The organism is Chromobacterium sp. Beijing (assembly GCF_021496765.1).
In the GTDB taxonomy this organism is placed as follows: Bacteria; Pseudomonadota; Gammaproteobacteria; order Burkholderiales; family Chromobacteriaceae; genus Chromobacterium.
The window spans coordinates 3,018,072-3,038,829 of sequence record NZ_CP053750.1 but is presented as its reverse complement, the minus strand read 5'-3'; the positions used below and the strand labels follow the sequence as shown (position 1 = coordinate 3,038,829).

Annotated in this window: 21 protein-coding genes and 1 pseudogene; 19 read left to right on the top strand and 3 right to left on the bottom strand. The window is 64.7% G+C overall.

The window, feature by feature from the left end; translation table 11 throughout:
* Positions 1–5: 5 nt before the first annotated feature.
* From HQN78_RS14140 to HQN78_RS14075, 14 genes are all read left to right on the top strand, one after another.
* Positions 6–2,210, top strand: a complete 2,205-nt coding sequence (locus HQN78_RS14140; protein ID WP_107798131.1) for a bifunctional (p)ppGpp synthetase/guanosine-3',5'-bis(diphosphate) 3'-pyrophosphohydrolase — start codon at positions 6–8, stop codon at positions 2,208–2,210.
* Between the two features lie 317 nt (positions 2,211–2,527).
* Positions 2,528–3,295: a deoxyribose-phosphate aldolase gene (gene deoC, locus HQN78_RS14135; protein ID WP_107798132.1), complete on the top strand. Its 768-nt coding sequence runs from the start codon at positions 2,528–2,530 to the stop codon at positions 3,293–3,295.
* Between the two features lie 214 nt (positions 3,296–3,509).
* Positions 3,510–4,835 (top strand): thymidine phosphorylase, encoded by a 1,326-nt coding sequence (gene deoA, locus HQN78_RS14130; protein WP_107798133.1) that lies wholly within the window; start codon positions 3,510–3,512, stop codon positions 4,833–4,835.
* Between the two features lie 15 nt (positions 4,836–4,850).
* Positions 4,851–6,065: a phosphopentomutase gene (locus HQN78_RS14125; protein WP_235084379.1), complete on the top strand. Its 1,215-nt coding sequence runs from the start codon at positions 4,851–4,853 to the stop codon at positions 6,063–6,065.
* Positions 6,066–6,135: 70 nt separating this feature from the next.
* Complete coding sequence (gene deoD / locus HQN78_RS14120; protein WP_235084378.1) at positions 6,136–6,846, top strand: purine-nucleoside phosphorylase; 711 nt, start codon at positions 6,136–6,138, stop codon at positions 6,844–6,846.
* Between the two features lie 499 nt (positions 6,847–7,345).
* Positions 7,346–7,774, top strand: coding sequence for a 50S ribosomal protein L13 (rplM, locus tag HQN78_RS14115; RefSeq protein WP_019102901.1), 429 nt, complete (start codon positions 7,346–7,348; stop codon positions 7,772–7,774).
* Positions 7,775–7,789: 15 nt separating this feature from the next.
* Positions 7,790–8,182, top strand: coding sequence for a 30S ribosomal protein S9 (rpsI, locus tag HQN78_RS14110; protein WP_019102900.1), 393 nt, complete (start codon positions 7,790–7,792; stop codon positions 8,180–8,182).
* Between the two features lie 156 nt (positions 8,183–8,338).
* A complete protein-coding gene (argC, locus tag HQN78_RS14105) occupies positions 8,339–9,367 on the top strand; it encodes an N-acetyl-gamma-glutamyl-phosphate reductase (RefSeq protein WP_107798135.1) in 1,029 nt (342 codons plus the stop codon).
* Positions 9,368–9,586: 219 nt separating this feature from the next.
* Complete coding sequence (gene erpA, locus HQN78_RS14100) at positions 9,587–9,919, top strand: iron-sulfur cluster insertion protein ErpA (RefSeq protein WP_197083112.1); 333 nt, start codon at positions 9,587–9,589, stop codon at positions 9,917–9,919.
* A gap of 62 nt (positions 9,920–9,981) precedes the next feature.
* Complete coding sequence (locus HQN78_RS14095; protein WP_107798136.1) at positions 9,982–10,833, top strand: CheR family methyltransferase; 852 nt, start codon at positions 9,982–9,984, stop codon at positions 10,831–10,833.
* 67 nt (positions 10,834–10,900) lie between these two features.
* On the top strand, positions 10,901–12,157 hold the full coding sequence (locus HQN78_RS14090) for a D-amino acid dehydrogenase (protein WP_235084377.1): 1,257 nt from the start codon (positions 10,901–10,903) through the stop codon (positions 12,155–12,157).
* 115 nt (positions 12,158–12,272) lie between these two features.
* Entirely contained in the window at positions 12,273–13,481 is a 1,209-nt protein-coding gene (purT, locus tag HQN78_RS14085; protein WP_235084376.1) for a formate-dependent phosphoribosylglycinamide formyltransferase, read from the top strand.
* Positions 13,478–13,870 carry a group II truncated hemoglobin gene (locus tag HQN78_RS14080; RefSeq protein WP_227106904.1) on the top strand — a complete coding sequence of 131 codons (393 nt, stop codon included), beginning with the start codon at positions 13,478–13,480 and terminating at the stop codon, positions 13,868–13,870. Before purT ends, HQN78_RS14080 begins: the two co-directional genes overlap by 4 nt.
* A 74-nt stretch (positions 13,871–13,944) precedes the next feature.
* Complete coding sequence (locus tag HQN78_RS14075; protein ID WP_235084375.1) at positions 13,945–14,235, top strand: hypothetical protein; 291 nt, start codon at positions 13,945–13,947, stop codon at positions 14,233–14,235.
* A gap of 61 nt (positions 14,236–14,296) precedes the next feature.
* On the opposite strand, the gene HQN78_RS14070 is transcribed toward HQN78_RS14075, so the two are convergent.
* Positions 14,297–14,722, bottom strand: coding sequence for a PaaI family thioesterase (locus HQN78_RS14070; protein ID WP_235084374.1), 426 nt, complete (start codon positions 14,720–14,722; stop codon positions 14,297–14,299).
* Positions 14,723–14,795: 73 nt separating this feature from the next.
* Positions 14,796–15,155: a dihydroneopterin aldolase gene (locus HQN78_RS14065; RefSeq protein ID WP_048415680.1), complete on the bottom strand. Its 360-nt coding sequence runs from the start codon at positions 15,153–15,155 to the stop codon at positions 14,796–14,798.
* A gap of 73 nt (positions 15,156–15,228) precedes the next feature.
* Here HQN78_RS14065 and plsY point away from each other — a divergent pair, with 73 nt between their 5' ends.
* The gene (plsY, locus tag HQN78_RS14060; RefSeq protein ID WP_107798141.1) at positions 15,229–15,858 is read left to right on the top strand and encodes a glycerol-3-phosphate 1-O-acyltransferase PlsY; all 630 of its coding nucleotides are present in this window, start codon (positions 15,229–15,231) and stop codon (positions 15,856–15,858) included.
* 62 nt (positions 15,859–15,920) lie between these two features.
* Here plsY and HQN78_RS14055 read toward each other — a convergent pair whose 3' ends face one another.
* Entirely contained in the window at positions 15,921–16,880 is a 960-nt protein-coding gene (locus HQN78_RS14055; protein WP_107798142.1) for a histone deacetylase family protein, read from the bottom strand.
* A gap of 73 nt (positions 16,881–16,953) precedes the next feature.
* On the opposite strand from HQN78_RS14055, the pseudogene HQN78_RS14050 reads away from it, so the two are divergent.
* The 4 genes and pseudogenes from HQN78_RS14050 to HQN78_RS14035 form a co-directional block, all read left to right on the top strand.
* Positions 16,954–17,808: pseudogene (locus HQN78_RS14050) on the top strand (AAA family ATPase); the annotation flags it as partial.
* Between the two features lie 24 nt (positions 17,809–17,832).
* Positions 17,833–18,801, top strand: coding sequence for a DUF58 domain-containing protein (locus HQN78_RS25880; protein WP_370646611.1), 969 nt, complete (start codon positions 17,833–17,835; stop codon positions 18,799–18,801).
* The gene (locus HQN78_RS14040) at positions 18,788–19,909 is read left to right on the top strand and encodes a DUF3488 domain-containing protein (RefSeq protein WP_235084370.1); all 1,122 of its coding nucleotides are present in this window, start codon (positions 18,788–18,790) and stop codon (positions 19,907–19,909) included. The genes HQN78_RS25880 and HQN78_RS14040 overlap by 14 nt, the downstream gene beginning before the upstream one ends.
* Entirely contained in the window at positions 19,870–20,724 is an 855-nt protein-coding gene (locus HQN78_RS14035; protein WP_235084368.1) for a transglutaminase family protein, read from the top strand. The genes HQN78_RS14040 and HQN78_RS14035 overlap by 40 nt, the downstream gene beginning before the upstream one ends.
* Positions 20,725–20,758: the final 34 nt, after the last annotated feature.

Below are 20,758 nucleotides of genomic sequence, written 5' to 3'. Positions count from 1 at the left end.
TTGATATGGTTTCCGTAGTTCGTTCGATGGCTGACACCCTGGCAGACGCGGCCAATCCGCAACGCTGGCTGGAGGGCTTGTCTTCTTCGCTGAGCGGAGAAGAGCAGGCGATGCTCACTCGCGCCTTGGACGAGGCGCGCGCCTTGTACTGCGGCAAGACCATGGCCCAGACCGGCGAGGACTTGTTCAGCCACGCGGTGGCCGCCGCCGCCATCGTGGCGGATCTGAATCTGTTGCCGGACGCCATCGTCGCCACCTTGATGTTCGCCGCTTCGGATTACCGTGAGGACTGGCAGCCCTGGCTCTGCGAAACCTTCAATCCCACGGTGGCGGTGCTGGTGGAGGGGGTCAACGGCGTGCGCCGCATCACCGAGCTGGCGCGCATCGACAAGCTGTCCACGCCGGAAGAGCGCGCGCGCCAGGCGGAAACCATGCGCAAGATGCTGCTGGCCATGGTGGCCGACATCCGCGTGGTGCTGATCAAGCTGGCCTGGCGCACCCAGACCATGCACTACCTGGCCGAGGTGGAGGACGAGACGGTGCGCCGCCGCATCGCCACCGAGACCCTGGATCTGTTCGCGCCGCTGGCCAACCGCCTGGGGGTGTGGCAGATCAAGTGGGAGCTGGAGGACCTGGGCTTCCGCCATACCGAGCCGGACAGCTACAAGCGCATCGCCAAGCTGTTGGACGAGCGCCGGCTGGAGCGCATCGACTATATCGACCGGCTGCTGGACACCCTGCGCGCGGAGCTGAAGAACGCCGGCGTCAAGGCGGAAGTGGCCGGCCGGCCCAAGCACATCTTCTCCATCTGGAAGAAGATGAAGAAGAAAAAGCTGGATTTCTCCGAGCTCTACGACATCCGCGCGGTGCGCATCCTGGTGGAGCGGCTGCCGGACTGCTATACGGCGCTGGGCATCATTCACGGCACCTGGCAGCCGATTCCCGGCGAGTTCGACGACTACATCTCCCATCCCAAGGCCAATAATTACCGCAGCCTGCACACCGCGGTGATCGGGCCGGAGGACAAGGCGGTGGAGGTGCAGATCCGCACCTTCGAGATGCACGAGCACGCCGAGTTCGGCGTGGCCGCGCATTGGCGCTACAAGGAGGGCGGCAAGGGCGACGCGGCCTATGAGGAGAAAATCTCCTGGCTGCGCCAGTTGCTGGACTGGCGCGAGGAGATGTCGGACCGCGAAGGCCTGGCCGAGGCGTTTAAGACCGAGCTGTTCGCCGACACCATCTATGTGCTGACGCCGCAGGGCCGGGTGATGGCCTTGCCGTTTGGCGCCACCCCCATCGATTTCGCCTATTCGGTGCACACCAATTTGGGCCATCGCTGCCGCGGCGCCAAGGTGGAAGGGCAGATCGTGCCCTTGTCCACGCCGCTGCAAAACGGCCAGCGGGTGGAGATCATCACCGCCAAGGAGGGCGGGCCGTCGGTGAACTGGCTGCACGACGGCTGGGTGAAGAGCCATCGCGCCATTTCCAAGATCCGCCAGCACATCCGCCTGCTCAACGCCGACACCGTGCGCGAAACCGGCAAGATGTTGTTCGAGCGCGAGCTGGCGCGCCACAGCCATATGCAGCCCAATCTGGGCGCGTTGGCGGAGAAGCTGGGCTACGACAAGCTGGAGGAAGTGTACGGCGCGCTGGGCCACGGCGAGCTGACCACGCGGGTGGTGTCCAACGCCATCGTCAGCTTCGCGCCGCCGCCGCCGGCGGACGTGGCGCCGGAAAGTCTGGTCAAGGCCAGCAAGGGCGGCCATGACGCGGGCGGCGTGTTGATCGAGGGCGTGGACAATCTGATGACGGTGCTGGCCAAGTGCTGCAAGCCGGCGCCGCCGGACGGGGTGATGGGCTTCGTCACCAAGGGGCGCGGCATTTCCATTCACCGCACGAGCTGCCTGACGCTGAAAAAACTGTCGGTGGAAGCGCCGGAGCGGCTGATCGCCGCGGAATGGGGCGACCAGCGCAGCAGCGTCTTCCCCATCGACATCGAAATCATCGCCATGGACCGGCCCGGCCTGCTGCGCGATCTGTCCGACGTGCTGTCGCGCGAGAAGCTGAACCTGATCGGCGTCAACACCCTGTCGCGAGACACTCGCGCCCGCATGCGTTTCACCGTGGAGGTGCGCCAGGTGCAGGACATCAGCCGGGTGCTGTCGCGGATGATGGAGTTGAGCGGGGTGCAGGAGGCGCGGCGTTTGTAAGAACCTGTTGACGATCTGCTGCGCGTCGGTAGAGAGATTGTGCGATGAGTGCCTCCTTCGAAATGCTCATGTACCACGCGTACATTCCGCTTTCTCAGCTGTTTTCGCCTTGTCTCGCCTTAGCTTGCGAGATCGTAAACACGTTCTAAGGCGCGGCCGAGTTTGCGTTGGCACAAGTTCACTGTGGCTGTGCATTGCTTTGACTTAAAGAAATTTTCATAATGGTTTTTTTGCGCCGCCGCCCGCCGGCGGCGCTGAGGTTTTGGAACGCTTGGCGAGCGCGCCTGGCCGTTCAATTTTGAAAGGTTTGTTAGCTCATGTCCGAACTGATCGCCGCGGCCCGCCGCGCCCTGTCCCTGATGGATCTCACCACGCTGAACGACGACGACACCAATGACAAGGTCGCCGCGCTGTGCCGCAAGGCCAAGAGCGACGCCGGCACCGTGGCCGCGGTCTGCGTGTATCCGCGCTTCGTGCCCATCGCCAAGAAAACCCTGCGCGAGGCCGGCTGCCCCGAGGTCAAAGTGGCCACCGTCACCAACTTCCCGGCCGGCGATGAGGACATCGCCGTCGCGGTGGCGGAAACCCGCGCCGCGATCGCCTACGGCGCGGACGAGGTGGACGTGGTGTTCCCGTACCGCGCGCTGATGGCCGGTAACCGCGAGGTGGGCGCGCAACTGGTGGCGGCCTGCAAGGACGCCTGCGAAGGCAAGACGCTGAAAGTCATCATTGAGAGCGGCGAGCTGAAGGACGAGGCGCTGATCCGCGAGGCCAGCCTGATCTCGATCCAGGCCGGCGCCGATTTCATCAAGACCTCCACCGGCAAGGTGCCGGTGAACGCCACGCTGGAAGCGGCCGGCGTGATGCTGTCCGCCATCCGCGAAACCGGCGGCGCTTGCGGCTTCAAGGCGGCAGGCGGCGTGCGCACCGCGGCCGAGGCGGCGGAATACCTGGACTTGGCCGAGCATCTGCTGGGCGCGGGCTGGGTGAGCGCCGAGCGCTTCCGTTTCGGTGCTTCCGGCCTGCTGGGCAATTTGCAGGCGGAAATTGAAGGGGGCGAGGTTAAGCCGATCAGCGGCTATTGATCGCTCGCCGTTTCATCGCCGCTGACAAAACCCCTGATGCTGCGTTGCACCGACTTGTCGTACTCAAGTACTGCCTGCGTCGGTGCGCCTTGCCTCAGGTGCGCTAAGCGGTTTTGTTAGCGGCTCTTAATTCTTGGCCGTGGCGTGGGTCCCGGCCATTATTTATTGCTCGCGGCGGGTTTCGCCGCGGCAGGCGCAAGGCAGGGAGAATGCCATGTTTTTGCCTCAGGAAATCATTCGCAAGAAACGCGACGGCCAGGCGCTGTCGCAACAGGACATCCAGCAGTTCGTTGCCGGCATTACCGATGGCAGCGTGGCGGACAGCCAAATCTCCGCGCTGACCATGGCGGTGTACTTCAACGGCATGGCGCTGGAAGAAAACGTGCACATGGCTTTGGCGATGCGCGACTCCGGCCGTCGCATGCACTGGGGCGACCTTAATTTGCCGGGCCCAGTGGTGGACAAGCATTCCACCGGCGGCGTCGGCGATGTGGTGTCGCTGATGTTGGGGCCCATGGTGGCCGCCTGCGGCGGCTTCGTGCCGATGATCTCCGGCCGCGGCCTGGGCCATACCGGCGGCACGCTGGACAAACTGTCGGCGATTCCCGGCTACAACCCCTTCCCCAGCCCGGACGAGTTCCGCCGCGTGGTCAAGGACGTGGGCGTGGCCATCATCGGCCAGACTTCTGACCTGGCGCCGGCCGACCGCCGCGTTTACGCGGTGCGCGACGTGACCGCGACGGTGGAATCGGTGGCGATGATCACCGCGTCCATCCTGTCCAAGAAACTGGCAGCCGGCCTGGACGCCCTGGTGATGGACGTGAAGGCCGGCACCGGCGCCTTCATGCCGACGATGGAGAAATCCGTGGAGCTGGCCGAGCGCATCGTCAAGGTGGGCAACGGCGCCGGCGTGGCCACCAGCGCGCTGATCACCGAAATGAGCCAGCCTCTGGCCTGGACCGCCGGCAACAGCATAGAAACCCGCGAGGCGGTGCGTTATCTGAAGGGCGACGAGCGCAATCCGCGCTTGCATGAAGTGACCATGGCGCTGTGCGCCGAAATGCTGGTGGTGGGTAAGCTGGCCAAGGACGAGGCCGAGGCGCGCGATAAGCTGCAGACCGCATTGGATTCCGGCCGCGCCGCCGAGATCTTCGGCCGCATGGTGGCCGCGCTGGGCGGCCCGGCCGACTTCATGGAGAACTATGATTCCCATATGGCGGCCGCGCCCATCGTGCGCCCGGTGTTTGCGGAACGCGCCGGCTTCGTCGGCGGCATGGACACCCGCGGCATCGGCATGGCGGTGTGCGCGCTGGGCGGCGGACGCCGCCTGCCCAGCGACGAGCTGGACTTCCGCGTTGGTCTGTCCCGCTTCGTCGAGCTGGGCCAGCGCATCGACGCCGGCGCGCCCTTGGCTTATATTCATGCGGCCGACGAAAACAGCTTCGCCGACGCGGAGCGCCGCCTCAAGGCGGCGATCCAACTGGCAGACGCGGCACCTTCCGCGCTGCCGCTGGTCTATCAGAAGATTCGCCAGCAGTAATCCCGGAGCGGCAATATGAAACGAGCCATCATTCTGATTCTGGACTCGCTGGGCATCGGCGCCGCCGCCGACGCCCCGCAGTTCGGCGATGCCGGCAGCAATACGCTGGGCCACATCGCCATGGAGGCGGCCGCCGGCCGCGCCAACGTCGGCCGCCACGGCGCGCTGACCCTGCCCAATCTGTCCCGCATGGGCTTGGGCCACGCCTGCCGCTTGTCCTCCGGCTATTTCCCGGAAGGCATGGACCCGGCCGAGCCGGTGGCGGCTTACGGTTACGCGCGCGAGCTGTCCAGCGGCAAAGACACGCCGTCCGGCCATTGGGAAATCGCCGGCGTGCCGGTGCTGTTCGACTGGGGCTATTTCAGCGATCACGACAACAGCTTCCCGCAGGAGCTGCTGGACGCCATCGTCGCCAAGGCGGAGCTGCCCGGCTATCTGGGCAACTGCCACGCCTCCGGCACTGAAATCCTGGACCGTCTGGGCGAGGAGCATATGAAGAGCGGCAAGCCCATCTTCTACACCTCGGCGGACTCGGTGTTCCAGATCGCCTGTCATGAAGAGACGTTCGGGCTGGAGCGGCTGTATCAGCTGTGCAAGATCACCCGCGAACTGCTGGAGCCCTACAATATCGGCCGCGTCATCGCGCGGCCCTTCGTCGGCGAGGGCAAGGGCCAGTTCGTGCGCACCGGCAACCGCAAGGACCTGGCGGTGGAACCGCCGGCGGCCACAGTGCTGGAAAAGCTGGCCAAGGCCGGCGGCGACGTGGTGTCCATCGGCAAGATCGCCGACATCTACGCCCATGTCGGCATCACCCACAAGCACAAGGCCACCGGCTTCGACCAGCTGTGGGACGCCACCTTGGGCGCGATGCGCGACCATGGCGAACGCCCGGCCATCATCATGGCCAACTTCGTCGACTTCGACTCCAGCTACGGCCACCGCCGCGACACCGCCGGCTACGCCCGCGCGCTGGAGGAGTTCGACGCGCGGCTGCCGGAAGTGATGGCGGCGCTGGGCGACGACGATATCCTGATCCTGTCCGCCGACCACGGTTGCGACCCCACCTGGGAAGGCACGGACCATACCCGCGAACATATTCCGGTGCTGTGCTACGGCAAGAAGGTGCCGGCGGGCTCGCTGGGCGAGCGCGCCACCTTCGCCGACATCGGCCAGACCGTGGCGGCCCACCTGGGCCTGAGCCCTATGGATTACGGCCAGTCCTTCCTGTGAGGCGAGGCTGAATGACGCACGCCCCGGCGTCTGTGCGCCGGGGCTCTTTTGAATCTGGAGACTAAAGACGATGGCGACCCCGCATATCAACGCCCAGCCGGGCGATTTTGCCGAAACCGTATTGATGCCCGGCGATCCGCTGCGCGCCAAGATGATCGCGGAAACCTTCCTGGAAGACGCCAAGCTGGTGACCACGGTGCGCAATGTGTTCGGCTACACCGGCACTTACCAGGGCAAGCGCCTGTCGGTGATGGCCCACGGCATGGGCATTCCGTCCGCCAGCATCTACACCACCGAGCTGATCAAGGACTACGGCGTCAAGAACATCATCCGCATCGGTTCCTGCGGCGCGGTGACGCCGGACATCAAGCTGCGCGAACTGTTCGTCGCCATGGGCGCGTCCACCGACAGCAAGGTCAACCGCATGCGCTTCAACGACCACGACTACGCCGCCATCGCCGATTACGGCCTGCTGCGCGCCGTGGTGGACACCGCGGCGGAGCAGGGCAAGCCGGTGACGGTGGGCAATGTGTTCTCCGCCGACCTGTTCTACGGCGTTCAGCCCAATATGCTGGAAGTGCTGGACAAGATGCAGGTCAAGGTGATCGAGATGGAACTGGCCGGCATCTACAGCGTGGCCGCGCAATACGGCGCGCGCGCGGTGGGCATTCTGACCGTGTCCGACATCATCCCCACCGGCGAGGCCACCAGCGCCGAAGAGCGTCAAACCACTTTCCGCGACATGATGGAAGTGGCTTTGGCGGCGGCGCTCAAGCTGTAAGCTTTTGCCGATTGTCAGACAGCGTGGCGGGGGCAGGGCTCCCGCCTTAGCGTTGCCAGGCGGGGAAATCAGGGTGAAAAATGAAATCGCCTTATTTTTTCCTTGCAGTGCCGCAGTGCTTTTGTCCTTGATTTAACAGAGACTCCAGCCAGATGTGGCGTAAAAAGCCACGCTTTATAGTGCAATGCACAAAAAGCCTTGCAATGAAGCAAACCTATGCAGATAATGAAACCTGCATCAGGACGTGGCATGCAAAGTGTGCGTTTTGGTGTTGTCTCCTCCATCCTCCTTCTTTAGGTGGAACTTGGCGCAACAAAGCTAGATGTTGCGCTTTTTTTTTGTCCCGCCGCCGCTAATTCCCTTATTCCGCCTGCATTTTCTCCTCTGCGCGAGCACCGCCGTCAAGTAGCCGGATTTCTGTTGTCTCACAAGGGTTTGACAGCTGGATCGGGGCTGTAATAGAATCCGTAACTTTCAAGAATTACGATGGAAGAGTTCCATGAAGACCTTTTCTGCCAAGCCGCATGAGGTTAAACGCGACTGGTTTGTGGTCGATGCCAACGACAAGGTTTTGGGCCGCCTCGCTGCTGAGATCGCCCGTCGCCTGCGTGGCAAGCACAAGCCGGAATACACCCCGCACGTAGATACCGGCGATTTCATCGTCGTGGTCAACGTCGAGAAGCTGCGCGTTACCGGTGCCAAGGCACAAGACAAGAAGTACTACCGTCACTCCGGCTACCCGGGTGGTATCTACGAGCGCAGCTTCACCGAACTGCAAGACAAGTTCCCTGAGCGCGTTCTGGAAAAAGCCGTTAAAGGCATGCTGCCGAAGGGCCCGCTGGGTTACGCCATGATCAAGAAGCTCAAGGTGTACTCCGGTTCCGAGCATCCGCACACTGCTCAACAGCCGAAAGTGCTGGAAATCTGATTTTAAGGCGTAGAAATGAACGGTAAATACTACTACGGCACCGGCCGTCGCAAGAGCTCCGTTGCTCGCGTGTTCATGCAAAAGGGCTCGGGCCAGATCATCGTTAACGGCAAGCCCGTTGATGAATATTTCGCTCGTGAAACCGGCCGCATGGTAATCCGCCAGCCGCTGGCGCTGACCGAAAACCTCGAGTCCTTCGACATCAAGGTGAACGTTGTCGGCGGCGGCGAAACCGGCCAAGCCGGCGCGATCCGTCACGGCATCACCCGCGCGCTGATCGACTTCGACACCGCGTTGAAGCCGGCTCTGTCCGCTGCTGGTTACGTGACCCGCGACGCTCGTGAAGTTGAGCGTAAAAAAGTCGGCCTGCGCAAAGCTCGCCGCGCCAAGCAGTTCTCCAAGCGTTAATTCGCCGAATTCTGTTTTCAAGAAAACCGCCTGCGTTTGCCAGGCGGTTTTTTCTTGCCTGTCGTTTCTCCGCTTCCATCCCATCCATATTGCAAGGCAGCATCGCAGTGCCTACACTGTCGTTTTTGCGACGCGCTTTTACATAAAGGAATGGGCATGATCAAGGTGGGAATCGTCGGGGGCACCGGCTACACGGGTGTCGAACTGCTGCGCTTGCTGGCGGGCCATCCGTCGGCGCGCGTGACCGCGGTCACCTCGCGCAAGGAGGCCGGCATGAAAGTGGCCGACCTGTTCCCCAGCTTGCGAGGCCGCATCGATCTGGCCTTCTCCACGCCCGACGAAGCGCGCTTGCGGGATTGCGATGTGGTGTTTTTCGCCACACCCAACGGCATAGCGATGAATGAGGCGCGAGAATTGCTGGCCGCCGGCGTGCGAGTGGTGGATCTGGCCGCCGATTACCGGATCCGGGACGTCGCCGAATGGGAAAAATGGTATGGCATGAGCCACGGCTCGCCGGACCTGGTGGCCGAAGCGGTGTACGGTCTGCCGGAAATCAACCGCGAGGCCATCCGCGGCGCGCGGCTGGTGGCGAATCCGGGCTGCTATCCGACCGCGGTGCAATTGGGCTTCCTGCCCTTGATCGAAGCCGGCGCGGTGGAGCTTTCCAGCCTGATCGCCGATTGCAAGTCGGGCGTGTCCGGCGCAGGGCGCAAGGCGGAGGTGGGCGCCTTGCTGGCCGAGGCGGGTGATTCCTTCAAGGCTTACGGCGTGTCCGGTCACCGGCATTTGCCTGAAATCCGCCAGGGCCTGGGCCGGGCGGCCGCGCAGCCGGTGGGCCTGACCTTCGTGCCGCACCTGACGCCGATGATACGCGGCATCCACGCCACGCTTTACGCGCGGCTGAAGGCCGACGTGGATGTGCAGGCGTTGTTCGAGCGCCGCTACGAGGGCGAGCACTTCGTCGACGTGCTGCCGACCGGCAGCCATCCGGAGACGCGCTCGGTGCGCGGCGCCAATGTCTGCCGCATCGCCGCGCACAGGCCGCAGGGCGGGGATACCGTGGTGGTGTTGTCGGTGATAGACAATCTGGTCAAGGGCGCGGCCGGCCAGGCAGTGCAGAACATGAACCTGATGTTCGGCCAGCCGGAGCGGGCCGGACTGGACATCGTTCCCTTGCTGCCTTGAGGCGTCGGCGCATGCGCGGAAAGAACTAGTTCGCTTGAAGACTCGCCATCGGCCCCAATATCCGACTAAAATAGTGGGTGAATGCCGCTCTGCCGGCTTTAGAAGGGGTTTGAGAAACCGCAGCGCGCACGCAGCCAGGCCGCTAGCGGACCGTTGGCGGGTTTCTCAAGGCCCCGGAACTGAATTGCGAGGTTTGACATGACTACTGCTGCAACTGAAATGCCGTCCCCGATCAACTTCAGCGCAAGCGCTTGTTCCAAGGTGCAGGAGCTGATCGCCGAGGAAGGCAATCCCGATCTGAAACTGCGCGTCTTCGTGACCGGCGGCGGCTGCTCCGGCTTCCAATACGGTTTCACATTTGACGAAATTGCAAATGAAGACGATACCGCTATAGAGAGACAAGGCGTGACCTTCCTGGTGGATCCGATGAGCTACCAGTACCTGGTCGGCGCCGAAATCGATTATCAGGAAAGCCTGGAGGGCTCCCAGTTCGTGATCCGCAATCCGAACGCCACCACCACCTGCGGTTGTGGTTCGTCGTTCTCGGTGTGATCCGGACGCGGTAGAATACAGGCTCGGGCTTTTGCCCGGGCCTTTTTTATGGGGACAACAAAATGAATAAGCCGCCACCCGTCGTCTTGCCGAAGATCGAATTCACCCGTGAGTTCGCGTTTAGCGACGCCGACTTCGAGCGCATTCGCAAACTGATCTACAAGGAAGCGGGCATTTCGTTGAACCCGTCGAAGAAAGACATGGTTTACGGCCGCCTGGTGCGTCGCATCCGCGAACTGAAGCTGCCCGGCTTCGCCGCCTACGTCGATTTCCTGGAGTCGATCAGCGGCAAGCGCGAGTTCGAACAGTTCGTCAACGCGCTGACCACCAATCTGACTTTCTTCTTCCGCGAAGAACACCATTTCCCGCTGCTGGCCGAGCATCTTAAGAAAAAAGCGACGGCCGGCGGAGAACTGGCGATCTGGTGCGCGGCCTCGTCCACCGGCGAAGAGCCGTACTCGCTGGCGATCACCGCGCTGGAGGCGGTGCCGGGCGCGCGCATCAGCGTGTTGGCCACGGACTTGGACACCAGCGTGCTGGAAACCGGGCGCAAGGGCATTTACGCCGCCGACAAGGTGGCGCGCCTGCCGCCGGGCTACGCCGCCAAGTATTTCGACAAGCAGCCGGACGGCAGCTTCCAGGCCAAGGCCCAGCTGCGCAATATGATCACCTTCCAGCGTTTGAACCTGGTGGAGAGCAACTGGTCGGTCAAGCGCCAGTTCGACGCCATTTTCTGCCGCAATGTGATGATTTATTTCGACCGCGACACTCAGTTCGGCGTGCTCAAGCGCTTTGCGCCGCTATTGAAGCCGGACGGCCTGCTCTTCGTCGGTCATTCCGAGAATTTCTATTTCGCGTCGGACTATTTCCATCTGCGCGGCAAGACGGTTTACGAGCACGCGAAGAAGCCGTAACGGCAGATCGCGGCTGGCACGGCCAATGGGCAAGCGGGTCTTGCCCATTGGCTTTTGTGGAGAGTCGATGCGAGTAGTTGTCCTGGGCGCCGGCGTCATCGGCGTATCCACCGCCTGGTTTTTGGCGGAGAAGGGCCACCAGGTGGTGGTGGTGGACCGCGCCAGCGGCGCGGCGAGAGAAACCAGTTTCGCCAACGGCGGCCAGATCTCAGTCAGCCAGTCCGAGCCTTGGGCCAATCCGCGCGCGCCGTGGCGGGTGTTGCGCTGGCTGTTGCGCGACGACGCGCCGCTGCTGTTCCGGCCGCGGCTGGATGCGCAGCAATGGCGCTGGGGCCTGGATTTCCTGCGCGAATGCCTGCCGGGACGCAGCCAGCGCAATATGCGCCAGATGGTGGCGCTGGGCTTGTACAGCCGCGACACGCTGCGCGGTTTGCGCCGGGAACTGGGCATCGATTACCAGCAATTGCAGCGGGGCATTCTGACCCTGCTGTTCTCCGATGCGGAACGGGCCCAGGCCCAGGCCGGCTGCGCGCGGCTGCAAGCGCTGGGCGTGGAGAAAAGCCTGCTGACGCCGTTGCAGGCGCTGGAGCGGGAGCCGGCCTTGGCGCGCATTCTGCCTGAACTGAGTGGGGCGTGCTGGAGCCCGGACGACGAATCCGGCAATGTCCATCTCTTCACCGTCGCCCTGGCCCAGGCTTGCGCTATGCGGGGCGTGGAGTTCCGCTTCCAGACCCGGGTCAACGCGCTGGAGCGCGCGGATGGGGAGGTGAGCGGCGTCTCCGTCACCGCGGCCGACGGCGCTTACGAGCGGCTAGAGGCGGACGCCTATGTCTTGGCGCTGGGTTCTTATTCTCCCTTGTTGGCGGCGCAGGCCGGCTTGCGCTTGCCGGTGTACCCGGCCAAGGGTTATTCCGCCACCCTGCCGATTCTGGACGCCGCCGCCGCGCCGCTGACCAGCATTACCGACGAAGCCCACAAGGTGGTGGTGTCGCGGCTGGGCGACGAGCTGCGCATCGCCGGCACCGCCGAATTGTCCGGTTATTCCACCCATCTGGAGCCGCGGCGTTGCGACTTGCTGCTGCAGCGCGGCCGCGCCTTGTTCGGCGACGCCTGCGACTGGGAGCGCGCGCGTTTCTGGAGCGGCCTGCGGCCGGCCACCCCGGGCAATGTGCCGCTGATCGGCCCCAGCCGCTTGCGGCGCTTGTATCTGAACACCGGCCACGGCACCTTGGGCTGGACCGAGGGCGCCGGCTCCGGGCGGGCGCTGGCCGAGATCATCAGCGGCGAAACGCCGGCGCTGGATTTCGCGTTCTGCCGCGCCTGAGCGATAGGTTGAACTGAAGCGAGCCGATGCCCGACGCATGGTAAAATCGCGCCGATTCGGATTCCCATCGTCCGCCGCCGGCGGGCCAAGCCATTCATTTGCAAGGAAGATCGTCATGCGTATCGGAACGCCGCAAAGTCGCAGTGCCGTCAGGGTGATGTTGTTGGGCAGCGGGGAGCTGGGCAAGGAGGTGGTGATCGCCTTGCAGCGGCTGGGCGTGGAAACCGTCGCCGTGGACCGCTACGCCGGCGCGCCGGCGATGCAGGTCGCCCACGCCAGCCACGTGATCGACATGTCGGACGCCGCGGCCTTGCGCCGGCTGGTGGAGCAAGTGCGCCCGCATCTGATCGTGCCGGAGATCGAGGCCATCGCCACCGACGAGCTGTTGCGCATCGAGGCGGACGGTCTGGCCGAGGTGATACCCACCGCGCGCGCCGCCCATCTGACGATGAACCGCGAAGGGATACGGCGGCTGGCGGCGGAGGAGCTGGGCCTGCCCACCTCGCCGTACGCCTTCGCCTCCAGCTTGGAAGAACTGCAAGCCGCAATCGACGACGGCATCGGCTACCCCTGCCTGGTGAAGCCGGTGATGTCGTCCAGTGGCAAGGGCCAGTCGCTGTTGCGCGGGCCGGAGGACGTGGCTCAGGCTTGGCAATACGCGGCCAGCAGCGGCCGGGTGGACAAGGGCCGGGTGATCGTCGAGGGCTTCATTGATTTCGATTACGAAATCACCCAGCTGACCGTGCGCGCGGCGGACGGCGCGGGCGGCATCGCCACGCACTTCTGCGCGCCGGTCGGCCATTTGCAGCGCAGCGGCGATTACGTGGAGAGCTGGCAGCCCCAGCCCATGAGCGAACTGGCCTTGCTGCGCGCGCGCGAAGTGGCCAAGGCGGTGACCGACGCGCTGGGCGGCCGCGGTCTGTTCGGCGTCGAGCTGTTCATCAAGGGCGAACAAGTGTGGTTCTCCGAGGTGAGCCCGCGGCCGCACGATACCGGCTTGGTGACGCTGGCCACCCAACGCTGGTCCGAGTTCGAGCTGCACGCGCGCGCCATCCTGGGCCTGCCGGTGGACGCGGAGATCTCCAGCGCCGGCGCGTCGGCGGTGATATACGGCGGCCTGGACGAGGCCGGCATCGTTTTTGACGGCGTGGACCAGGCTTTGCGGGTGCCGGGCGCGGACCTGCGCTTGTTCGGCAAGCCTGAAAGTTATTTGAAGCGCCGCATGGGCGTGGCGCTGGCCACGGCCGAGACGGTGGAACAGGCCCGCGAGCGGGCCAGGACAGCGGCCGCGCTGGTGCGGCCGACGACGGGGAATGAAGCGTGAGCGATGAAGTGCGGGAAATGACGCCCTACCAATTATTGGGCGGCGAAGGCGTGGTGCGTTGGCTGACGGACCGCTTTTACGACATCATGGACAGCGACCCGTCGGTCAAGCCGCTGCGCGACATGCATCCGCAGGATCTGGCCGGTTCGCGCCAGAAGCTGTTCATGTTCCTGTCCGGCTGGCTGGGCGGCCCGTCCTTGTACATGGAGGCCTTTGGCCACCCGCGGCTGCGCATGCGCCATATGCCGTTTGCGGTGGACGAGGCGGCGCGCGATCAATGGATGTCCTGCATGCGCCGCGCGGTGGATGAACTGGTGGCCGAAGATTGGTTGAAGCAAAAACTGATCGAGGCTTTTCACAACACCGCCGACTTCATGCGCAATCAATAAAAAACTTGCGGCCGGCGCGCCATTGTCCATGATGAGAGAAGGTTCTCGCATTTCATCTGGCGGAGATGGAGCGCATGGCGTGCAAGCTGTTGCTGTTGTGGCTGGGACTGTGGGCGGGCGCGGGCGCCACGGCGGCGTGTCTGCCGCAAGCCTGGGCCTGCGCCTCTCCGTCCGACGGGGAGATCAAATCCGCGCCCCGGGACGCCGGCAAGGACATTACCATCGGCGGTCTGCGCTTTGAGCGGGAGGCGGTCAGCAACCGTTTGTCGCTATCTCCGGTGCTGGACCTGAACAAGCAAGCCCAACTGTCTTTGCGTCTGACGCCCAAGCAGTTCGGCTTGCGTTTGAAAGTGAACACCGACTGAGAGCGTGTTCCCCGCGCTTGCCCGCGAGACTGTCTAACGCGCCCTAAAACAAGGCGTCGCTTCAACGTCCGGGCACAGGCGGGATTGAGTAGGTGCCGGTGACATGGGCCACCGCTTCTTCCAGCTCGGCCGACAGCAGCAAGACTTCCCCCACCGCCAAACGTTTGCCCAGCTTCAGAATGCGGCCTTCCGCGATCACGTCCGCCGGCGGCGGCTTGCGCAGGAAGTTGATGTTGAGGCTGGTGGTCACCGCCAGCTCCACCCGCCCTATCATCCCCAGCACCACCGCGTACAGCGTGGCGTCCGCCAGCGCCATCAAGGCGGGGCCGGCGATGGTGCCGCCCGGCCGGATCAGATCCGGGTTGAAGCGCATGCGCAACACCGCGCCGCCGTCGGCGATGGATTCGGTTTGGATGCCGAACAGGCGGACCAAGGGCAGTTCCTGATCGATCAGGTTCTGGAATTCCGGGACGGATAAGCGAGACATGAGGCGCTCCGGCGCTGTGATCTAAACATCATCAAGCGCCGGGGCGCGGGCGTCAATGCCCGGCGGCTCGGCTTCAGCGCGGGCGGTGGCCGCGTTCGATCAAGACGCCGACGCGCTTGACGCCGGGCAGGATGCCCAGCTTGGTGACCGAGACGCGCGCCCAGGGCGCGCCGAAGTCTTCGCGGATCACCTTGGCGATGTATTCGGCCAGCGCTTCCAGCAGCAGGAAATGCTGTTCGGACAGCGCCTTGCGCAGCCGCTCCACCACCACGCCGTAGTGTATGGTGTCGCCGATATTGTCGCTGTGACAGGGCGCTTCGCTGGGAATGCCGATTTCCAGGTCGATTTCAATGGTTTGCGGGGCTTTCCGCTCCCATTCGTAGACACCGATAATGGTGTCGGCGCGCACTTCGCGCAGGAATATGATGTCCATCAGTCTGTCTGGGAGTTGGGGTTTGCCGCCCGATACCGTAAAATCCGAAGCCTTCTATTCTAATGGATACACCATGACCACGACAGCTTTTGCCTTTGTTGTTGCGGCCTATCTGATCGGCTCGCTCTCGTTCGCGGTGATTGTCAGCAAGGCCATGGGCATGGCCGACCCGCGCAGTTACGGTTCCGGCAACCCTGGCGCCACCAATGTGCTGCGCAGCGGCAAGAAGCTGGCGGCGGCGCTGACCCTGCTCGGCGACGGGATCAAGGGCTGGGTGGCGGTGGCGCTGACCGCCTGGTTCGGGCCGCGATACGGCCTGGGCGAGCAGGCGATCGCGCTGGCGGCGCTGGCGGTGCTGATCGGCCACATGTGGCCGGTGTTCTTCGGCTTCAAGGGCGGCAAGGGCGTGGCCACCGCGGTGGGCGTGCTGTTGGGCTTCAGCCCGTGGCTGGCGCTGGCGGCGCTGGCCACCTGGCTGTTCGTCGCCTTCGTGCTGAAGATTTCCTCGCTGTCCGCCATCGTCGCCTGCGTGCTGACGCCGGTGTACGCCTACTTCATCGTCGGGCCGCAGAGCGTGTACTTCGGCAGCTGCATCATCATCGCCATCCTGGTGGTGCATCGCCACAAGTCCAATCTGATCAAGCTCTTGACCGGTCAAGAGGACAAAATAGGCGACAAGGGGACGGACAAGAGTTCTTCCTGAGCCTTGCTTAGCCCATGAAAAGGCCGTCTCTTGGACGGCCTTTTGTTTTGGCGCGGTCTGTTTCAGCCGTCGGACAGCACTCGCAGATGGGCGGCCACGCTGCGGCCGAGCGCGGACAGATCGTAGCCGCCCTCCAGCACTGAGACCACGCGGCCGTCGGCGTAGAGGTCGGCGATCTGCATCAGGTGGCGGGTCACCCACTCGTAGTCGGCCTCCACCAGCCCCAGCGAACCCATATCGTCTTCGCGATGAGCGTCGAAGCCGGCGGAAATGAAAAGAATCTGCGGCTGGAAGTCGTGCAATAGCGGCAGCCACACCGTTTCCACCGCCTCGCGGAACTCGCGGCCGCCGCTGCCGGCCTTGAGCGGCACATTGTGCATGTTCGGGCCCAGCGGCTCGTCGCCGCTATAGGGATAGAAGGGGTGCTGGAAGATGGACACCATCAAGACCCGCGGATCGTCGCGCAGGATTTCCTCGGTGCCGTTGCCGTGGTGGACGTCGAAATCTATCACCGCCACCCGTTCAAACTGATAATGGGCCAGCGCGTGGGTGACGCCGATCGCCAGATTGTTGAAGAAGCAGAAGCCCATTGCCTTGCCGCTTTCGGCGTGATGGCCGGGCGGGCGGATCGCGCAGAAGGCGTTGGGCGCCTTGTCCTCCGCCACCAGTTCCACCGCCTTGACCACGGCGCCGGCGGCGCGCCGGGCGGCTTGCAGCGTGCCGGCGGACATCGCGGTGTCCGGGTCCACGCGAAAAGTGCCTATGCTGGGAGAGCAGGATTCCAGGTATTCGAGATAGTGGGGCGGATGCACGCGGGCCAGTTGCTGTTCGGTGACCTCCGGCGCTTCGATCTCTTGCAGCCCGTCCAGAATCTGCGAGGCCATCAATTGATCGCGGATGGCGATCAGGCGCTCGGGGCATTCCGGGTGGCCGACGCCCATATTGTGTTGCAGGCATTCGGGATGGGAGATGTAGGCGGTGAGGCCTGAACGCTGCAAGCGTTTTTTCAGCCAGGTCAACACGTGCGATTCCTTGTTGCGTACAATGAACGCAGGATATCCGATATCGATAAATAGTGCGCGTTAGCAGGTGCAAATGCAATCTCTCTCCATTGCGTATCGTCAACTGAATCAGCTGATCCTGGGCAAGCCGCAGGCGATCCGCCTGGCCTTGACCTGTCTGATCGCCCGGGGTCATTTATTGATCGAGGACGTGCCCGGCGTGGGCAAGACCACGTTGGCTCACGGTCTGGCCGGGGTCTTGGGCCTGGAATATCGCCGGGTGCAGTTCACCAGCGATCTGCTGCCTTCGGACATTCTCGGCGTCAATATCTATCAGCGCGATTCCGCCTCCTTCCATTTCCATCAAGGCCCGGTGTTTTCCCAGGTGCTGCTGGCCGACGAGATCAATCGCGCCTCGCCCAAGGTCCAGTCCGCCTTGCTGGAGGCAATGGAGGAGCGCCAGGTTTCGGTCGACGGCGCCACCTATCCCTTGCCCGAGCCCTTCTTCGTCATCGCCACCCAGAACCCGGCCGAGCAGGCCGGCACTTTTCCGTTGCCGGAGTCGCAGCAGGACCGCTTCTTGATGCGCATCTCCCTAGGCTACCCGCCGCGCGAGGCCGAACTGGCCTTGCTGCAAGGCGAAGACCGCCGTCAGCTGCTGGCCAAGCTGGTGCCGGCCCTGCGTCCCGGCGAGTTGATCGCGCTGCAGCGCCAGGCCGCGGAACTGACCGTCAGTCCGGCCTTGGCCGGCTATGTGCTGGCCTTGGTCGAAGCCACGCGCCGCGACAGCCGCTTCGCCTCGGGGCTGAGCCCGCGCGCCGGTCTGGCGCTGGCGGCTGCGGCGCGCGCCTGGGCCTTGCTGGAAGGGCGCGATCACGTGCTGCCGGAGGACGTGAAAGCGGTCTTTCCCAGCGTGGCCGGCCATCGCCTGCTCGGGGAAACGGCGGCGACGCCGCCAGCGGCCTGCTCGCCCATGTTCCCATTCCTTGATCCGCGTCGCCGTCTGCGGCAATGGATGTTGCGCCGCGCGACGCCGCAGCAGCATTGCCGGCTGGAGCAAAACCGCATCTATCTGCTGCCCACCCGTTTCGGCATGACGCTGGGCCTGGTGGCGCTGGCGGTATGGATAGGCGCCTTGAACTACGACGTCAGCCTTGCTTACGCGCTGTCGTTCTGGGTGGCCGGTTTATTGCTGGTGGCCGTGCTCTTGGCTTACCGGCAGCTGGCCGGCCTGCAGCTGCGCGCGCTGGACGCGGAGCCGGTCTTCGCCGGCGACGCCGCGCGTTTCCGCGTCTTGTTGAAGCATGAGGACGAGGGCGAGCGTCAACTGAGCCTGGCGCTGGAGGAGGGGATGGAAACCCGGATTGACCGTCTACCCGGCGGAGCGGAGTTCGAGGTGGAGCTGAGCGTTTGCGGCAGCCGGCGCGGCTATATGGCCCTGCCGGCTTGCCAGGTCTGGAGCGAGGCGCCGTTCGGCCTGGTGCGCGCCAGCGCCTGGGTCAGGCTGAGGGCCCAGGTGCTGCTGTTTCCCGCGCCTTTGCAGGATGGCCAGCGCGGCCGCAGCCAGGGCGGCGGGGATCAGCCCTGCGAGCTTCCGGGCGAGGAGGAGGACTTCTCCCATCTGGACGCGTATCGAGTCGGAGATTCGCCGCGCCGCATCGCCTGGAAAGTGCTGGCGCGCCGCGGCGCGCTGGTCAGCAAGCAGTTCGCCGGGGAAGGGCGGGCCGGTTTGCTGGCCTTGGACTGGCAGGATTACGGCCGAGGCGGCGATGTGGAGCTCAAGCTGTCGCGCCTGGCCTGGCGCGTGGAGCAGTGCGAGCGCCAGCGCCAGCCCTATGTGCTGAAGCTGCCGGCGCGCAGCGTGGGGCCGCAGCCGCAACAGCGTTTATTGGCGCTGACGGCTCTGGCCCTGTATCTGGAGCGCGGCGATGAGCGTTCCTGATCGCGCCAGAGTGTGGCCGGCGCTGGCCGCGGTGGCCTTGAGCGCCGCGCCGCTATGGCTGCATCTGCCGTTTTGGCTGGTCGCCTTGGCTTTCGCCTTATTGCTGGGCAAGGCGGCCTTGGTCTGGCGGCGCAGAGTGCCTCCGGCGTTTTGGTGGTTGTTGCCGCCTTTGCTGCTGGCCGCCTGGCTGTCCTGGCGTACGCTGGGCACCCTGGTGGGGCGCGAGGGCGGTGTCGGCATTTTGCTGTTGCTGCTGGGGTTCAAGGCGCAGGAGTGTGCTCAGTTGCGGGATTGGCGGGTGTTGATCGCCCTGGGGGTGTTTCTGGCCGCCATGCCCTTGCTGTTCGACCAGTCGCCGTTGGCCGCGGCCTGGCTGACCGTGAGTTTGTTGGCGCTGACCGGCGCGATGGCGGCGCTGGAGGGCGCGCCATGGCGCGGCAGCTTGCGCTCCGCCGCGTCGGCCCTGGGCCTGGCGCTGCCCTTGATGCTGGTCTTGTTCGTGATCATGCCGCGGCTGTCCGGCCCCTTGTGGAGCATGCCCAGCGAACCGGGCAGGCAGGCGGTCAGCGGCCTGGGCGACAGCCTGGAGCCGGGCAGCGTCAGCCAGCTGATTCTGAGCCGGGAACCGGCGTTTTCCGCGGTGTTCCCGCAACGGGCGCCGCCGCGGGAGCAGATGTACTGGCGGGTCTTGTTGCTGGACCGCTTCGACGGCAGCCGTTGGAGCGGCGACGGGGAGGCGCGCGGCGCGGGAGCGGAGGGCGTCAGCGGCGGGGAGACGGTGGAGTACGCGGTTACGCTGGAGCCGGACAAGGGGCGCTTGCCGGCGCTGGATGTGCCGCTGCCGGACGAGGCGTCGCGTTTGCGGTACGGCATGGTATTGCGCGGGGACGCCAAGGACAGGAGGACTCAGCGTTTTTACGCCATCAGCCGCTTAGGCGCGCGTTATCAGGCGGGTTTGTCCGAGTCCGAGCGCGCGTTTTACCTGCGCTTGCCGCCCGGCAATCCACGCGCGCGCGCTTGGGCGCGAGAGCTGGCGGCGGGGGGGAGGGCGCTTTCGCGCAGGCCGCCTTGCAAGCGTTTCGAAGCCAGGGCTTTCGCTATACGCTGAATCCGCCCTTGCTGGACCGGCAAGACGAGGTCGATCAATTCCTGTTTTCCAGCCGGCAGGGCTTTTGCGAGCATTACGCGTCGGCACTGGCGTTTTTGGCGCGCGCCGCAGGCATGCCGGCGCGGATTGTCGTCGGTTATCAGGGCGGAGAATACAATCCGGTGGGGCGTTTCTGGCAGGTGAGGTCGTCCGACGCGCACGCCTGGGTGGAGATTTGGCTGGCGGAAAGCCGGCAATGGCTGCGCGTCGATCCCACCAGCGCGGTGGCGCCGCTGCGCCTGGCGGATGGCGCGGAACAGAGTGTGCCGGCCTTGAGGGAGCGCGGGATGGCGGGTTTGCCGCCGGCCTGGTTGCGCAATCTGCGCCAGAACTGGCAGGCCGCGGGTTTCGCCTGGCAGCAATGGGTGGTGGGCTACGATGCCGCGCGGCAGCGCAATGTGTTTCAACGCTTGGGGCTGGGCGAGAGCGTGAGCGCGAGCAGCGTGTTGCAGGCCCTGTTCGTCGGCGTCTTGCTGGCGGGTTTGCCGCTGGCCTGGTGGTGGTGGCGAGGGCGCGGACGCGAGGAGCCGATGGCGAGGGGCTGGCGGCTGTTGTTGGCGCAATTGCGCCGGCGGCGGATAGAGGCCGGTCCTTGCGACGGGCCCTTGGAGCTGTTGCGTCGCGCCAAGCCCGACCTGGCGGCAGCGGAATACGCGCAGTTGAAAACCCTGGTGAGCGAATACGTGGCCTTGCGTTATCGTTCGCGCGCCGCGGACGCCGCCCGGCAGCGGGACTGGCTGCGTCGCAGCCGCCGTTTTCGTCTGGCGCGAAAATGACGAAGCCCCCGGGGGGCCGGGGGCTGCTGGCTGC

What these genes read in the sequence shown, in the direction of transcription:
- HQN78_RS14140 (WP_107798131.1), top strand. Translation starts at nt 6, where the DNA reads ATGGTTTCCGTAGTTCGTTCGATGGCTGACACCCTGGCAGACGCGGCC.
- deoC (WP_107798132.1), top strand. Translation starts at nt 2,528, where the DNA reads ATGTCCGAACTGATCGCCGCGGCCCGCCGCGCCCTGTCCCTGATGGAT.
- deoA (WP_107798133.1), top strand. Translation starts at nt 3,510, where the DNA reads ATGTTTTTGCCTCAGGAAATCATTCGCAAGAAACGCGACGGCCAGGCG.
- HQN78_RS14125 (WP_235084379.1), top strand. Translation starts at nt 4,851, where the DNA reads ATGAAACGAGCCATCATTCTGATTCTGGACTCGCTGGGCATCGGCGCC.
- deoD (WP_235084378.1), top strand. Translation starts at nt 6,136, where the DNA reads ATGGCGACCCCGCATATCAACGCCCAGCCGGGCGATTTTGCCGAAACC.
- rplM (WP_019102901.1), top strand. Translation starts at nt 7,346, where the DNA reads ATGAAGACCTTTTCTGCCAAGCCGCATGAGGTTAAACGCGACTGGTTT.
- rpsI (WP_019102900.1), top strand. Translation starts at nt 7,790, where the DNA reads ATGAACGGTAAATACTACTACGGCACCGGCCGTCGCAAGAGCTCCGTT.
- argC (WP_107798135.1), top strand. Translation starts at nt 8,339, where the DNA reads ATGATCAAGGTGGGAATCGTCGGGGGCACCGGCTACACGGGTGTCGAA.
- erpA (WP_197083112.1), top strand. Translation starts at nt 9,587, where the DNA reads ATGCCGTCCCCGATCAACTTCAGCGCAAGCGCTTGTTCCAAGGTGCAG.
- HQN78_RS14095 (WP_107798136.1), top strand. Translation starts at nt 9,982, where the DNA reads ATGAATAAGCCGCCACCCGTCGTCTTGCCGAAGATCGAATTCACCCGT.
- HQN78_RS14090 (WP_235084377.1), top strand. Translation starts at nt 10,901, where the DNA reads ATGCGAGTAGTTGTCCTGGGCGCCGGCGTCATCGGCGTATCCACCGCC.
- purT (WP_235084376.1), top strand. Translation starts at nt 12,273, where the DNA reads ATGCGTATCGGAACGCCGCAAAGTCGCAGTGCCGTCAGGGTGATGTTG.
- HQN78_RS14075 (WP_235084375.1), top strand. Translation starts at nt 13,945, where the DNA reads ATGGCGTGCAAGCTGTTGCTGTTGTGGCTGGGACTGTGGGCGGGCGCG.
- HQN78_RS14070 (WP_235084374.1), bottom strand. Translation starts at nt 14,722, where the DNA reads ATGTCTCGCTTATCCGTCCCGGAATTCCAGAACCTGATCGATCAGGAA.
- HQN78_RS14065 (WP_048415680.1), bottom strand. Translation starts at nt 15,155, where the DNA reads ATGGACATCATATTCCTGCGCGAAGTGCGCGCCGACACCATTATCGGT.
- plsY (WP_107798141.1), top strand. Translation starts at nt 15,229, where the DNA reads ATGACCACGACAGCTTTTGCCTTTGTTGTTGCGGCCTATCTGATCGGC.
- HQN78_RS25880 (WP_370646611.1), top strand. Translation starts at nt 17,833, where the DNA reads ATGTTCCCATTCCTTGATCCGCGTCGCCGTCTGCGGCAATGGATGTTG.
- HQN78_RS14040 (WP_235084370.1), top strand. Translation starts at nt 18,788, where the DNA reads ATGAGCGTTCCTGATCGCGCCAGAGTGTGGCCGGCGCTGGCCGCGGTG.